This is a genomic window from Mycobacterium sp. shizuoka-1 (genome assembly GCF_002723835.1).
Lineage (GTDB): Bacteria > Actinomycetota > Actinomycetes > Mycobacteriales > Mycobacteriaceae > Mycobacterium.
The window spans coordinates 1-2,666 of record NZ_BEWG01000079.1 but is presented as its reverse complement, the minus strand read 5'-3'; the positions used below and the strand labels follow the sequence as shown (position 1 = coordinate 2,666).

Below are 2,666 nucleotides of genomic sequence, written 5' to 3'. Positions count from 1 at the left end.
ATCGCGTTGATGGAGGCCGACGAGGCCGCCCGGGCCGGGTCGCCGCGAAACCGGGCGCTCGCCGAACAGCTCGTCGGCGTCGTCGCGGCCAGCGAACAGCTGGCCTACCGGACGATCGCCGCCTGCTGGACCGTCGAACACCGCACCGACGGCGCCGAGTTCGGCCGCTCGTTGTTCGGCGGGCACCCCGCCGGGAGGGACATGGCGGCGCTGCGCGCGCTGGCGGCCGCCGTGCGCAGCGGTGCGGCGCCGCCCGAGCCGGGCGATCCGCCGCCGTTCGTCGCGGACGCGATCATCGAGCTTCGCGGCGCACTGACCGCCGACCGCTAGTCAGGCCAGGCCGAGCTCGGCGCGCGCGGCGGGATCACAGTCGTCGAGCAGGTCCAGGCAGCGGGCGAACTCCTCGGTCTCGCCGATCGCATCGGCGGCCCGGGCCAGCGCGGCCACGCAACGCAGGAACCCGCGGTTGGGCTCGTGGCGATAGGGAACCGGGCCGAAGCCCTTCCAGCCGTTGCGACGGAGCTGGTCCAGGCCGCGGTGATACCCGGTGCGGGCATAGGCATACGCGGTGATCGCCTTGTCGTCGGCCAGCGCCTCCTCGGCCAGCTCCGCCCAGGCCACCGAGGCGGACGGATGGGCGGCCGCAACGATCGCCGGCTTCTCACCGGCCTCGAGTTCGGCTTCGGCCTCCACGTCGCCGGGCAGCAGCACGGGCTGGGGTCCCAGAAGATCACCAAACGATGTCATTGCCCTATTGTGCCGGTGCCACCGCCAGCAGATGGTCGCACCCAACCGTTAGGGTCAAAAGCACCAGCACTTCAGGAGGACGGCAGCACCCCATGTCGAACCCATCCGGGCCCGACCACGACGACGCGACCCATCCCGTCGTCCCCATCGACGACGAGCAGCCAACCCAGGAGACAGACGCGGCCACCGAGGTGATGGGGGCTGCCGACGCCACTCCCGAACGTCGTTACACCGCACCGGGATTCGATGCGGGGTCAACGCAGATCATCGACCGGACGCCGGACCCCGAAACCGAGATCTTCTCGACTCCCACCGAGGTTTTCGCTGCCGCCGGACCACCGCGGACCGGGCCGCAGGCCATCCCGGCGCGCCCGGTCACGACCCGCCGGCGTAGCTGGGCGCTGGTGCTCGCGGTGATCGCGGTCATCGCGGCGCTCGCCGCGGTGGCGATCCTGGTCACCGTCCTGCTCACCCGGGGCGACGCCACCAAGGTGTCGCAGGAGGACCGGGTCCGCTCGACCATCCAGGCCTTCGACACCGCCGTGCAGAACGGCGACCTGGCGGCGTTGCGCGGCATCACCTGCGGGCAGACCAGGGACAGCTACGTCAAGTACGACGATCAGGCCTGGTCGGACACCCACGCCCGGATCGCCGCGGCGCGCCAGTACCCGGTGGTGGCCAGCATCGACGAGGTGGTGGTCAACGGCGACCATGCCGAGGCCAACGTCACCTCGTTCATGGCCTTCGACCCGTCGACCCGGTCCACGCGCAGCTTCGACCTACAGTTCCGCGACAACCAGTGGAAGATCTGCCAGTCGTCGTAAGCGATTTCGGCGCGTTTTCGTTCGCTGAGCGGCGGTTTGCGCGCCGAAATCGCGAAGATGGGAACCGTTGCGGATGCGCCGGCCGTCCTAGTCAGGTGTGCTCGATGATCTCCTGCGCCGCCATGACGGCGTCATCACGCTGGCCCAGGCGAACGATGCCGGCCTGACCGAGCAAGCAGTGCGACGCCGTGTGCGTGCCGGGCGCTGGCGGCGGTGCTCGCCGGGGGTCTTCTTCGTCGATGATCGGGAGTTCACCGACGCGGCGCGGGTCCGTGCAGCTGTCTGGGGTCATGGAGCCTCGGCGTGTGCGAGCGGTCTGGCCGCAGCGTGGTGGCTCGAGCTGACACGATTCGCGCCCGACATTGTCGAAGTGACGGTGCCGCGCAACAGTCACGGGCGTCGCCACTGTGGATCTCGGGTTCGGCGGCGAGATCTCAAGCCCGTCGACGTCGTCGAACATCGAGGCCTGCGCGTCACCGCGCTTCCGCTGACCGCGATAGAGGCCGCAGTGCGCCGCGGCGGCGGCCCCAAGCTGATGGACGAGGCCCTGCAACGCCACGCCGAACTGCGTCAGCTGTGGGGAGCACAGCTGCGGAACACGGGCAGGTACGGCTCCCCCGCGGCGCGCCGACTGCTGCAGGCCGCCGACGACGGCACCAAGTCCACGGCCGAGCGACTGTTCACCCGGCTGCTGAAGACATCGGGCATATCCGGCTGGAAGGCGAACCAGACGGTGCTCTGCTACGAGGTCGACGTCCTGTTTCGCGCCGCGAAGGTGGTGGTCGAGGTCGACGGTTTTGCTTTCCACACCGGTCCCGACTCGTTCGAGCGCGATCGGCGGAAACAGAACGCCCTCGTGCTGGCGGGCTACCAGGTGCTGCGCTTCACCTGGCTGGACCTGACCGAGTATCCCGAACGCGTCCTCGCCCTCGTCCAACGAGCGATTTCGGCGCGCTAACCGCCGCTGAGCGAACTGTGGTGTCTCGGGACATCGCTGACACTTATGTCTTGGGACATCGCTGACACTCATGATGGCGGTTTGGGTGCGCGGGTGCGGTAGGTCCGGGTGGTTTTGTCGCCGCGCTGGTAGCTGCG

The 2,666-nt window shown here is 69.4% G+C and carries 3 protein-coding genes and 1 pseudogene; 3 read left to right on the top strand and 1 reads right to left on the bottom strand.

Annotated features, from left to right (window positions below; genetic code table 11):
* A pseudogene (locus MSZK_RS32450) lies at positions 1 to 330 on the top strand (hypothetical protein); the annotation flags it as partial.
* Here the strand turns inward: MSZK_RS32450 and MSZK_RS21700 are convergent.
* Positions 331 to 747 carry a DUF3151 domain-containing protein gene (locus MSZK_RS21700; RefSeq protein ID WP_099250673.1) on the bottom strand — a complete coding sequence of 139 codons (417 nt, stop codon included), beginning with the start codon at positions 745 to 747 and terminating at the stop codon, positions 331 to 333.
* 92 nt (positions 748 to 839) lie between these two features.
* On the opposite strand from MSZK_RS21700, the gene MSZK_RS21695 reads away from it, so the two are divergent.
* Positions 840 to 1,571, top strand: coding sequence for a DUF4878 domain-containing protein (locus MSZK_RS21695; protein ID WP_099250672.1), 732 nt, complete (start codon positions 840 to 842; stop codon positions 1,569 to 1,571).
* A gap of 97 nt (positions 1,572 to 1,668) precedes the next feature.
* The gene (locus tag MSZK_RS21690) at positions 1,669 to 2,529 is read left to right on the top strand and encodes an endonuclease domain-containing protein (RefSeq protein ID WP_099250671.1); all 861 of its coding nucleotides are present in this window, start codon (positions 1,669 to 1,671) and stop codon (positions 2,527 to 2,529) included.
* Positions 2,530 to 2,666: the final 137 nt, after the last annotated feature.

Excerpts from the sequence above, each read along its gene's own strand:
- MSZK_RS21695 (WP_099250672.1), top strand. The coding sequence starts at position 840 with ATGTCGAACCCATCCGGGCCCGACCACGACGACGCGACCCATCCCGTC.
- MSZK_RS21700 (WP_099250673.1), bottom strand. The coding sequence starts at position 747 with ATGACATCGTTTGGTGATCTTCTGGGACCCCAGCCCGTGCTGCTGCCC.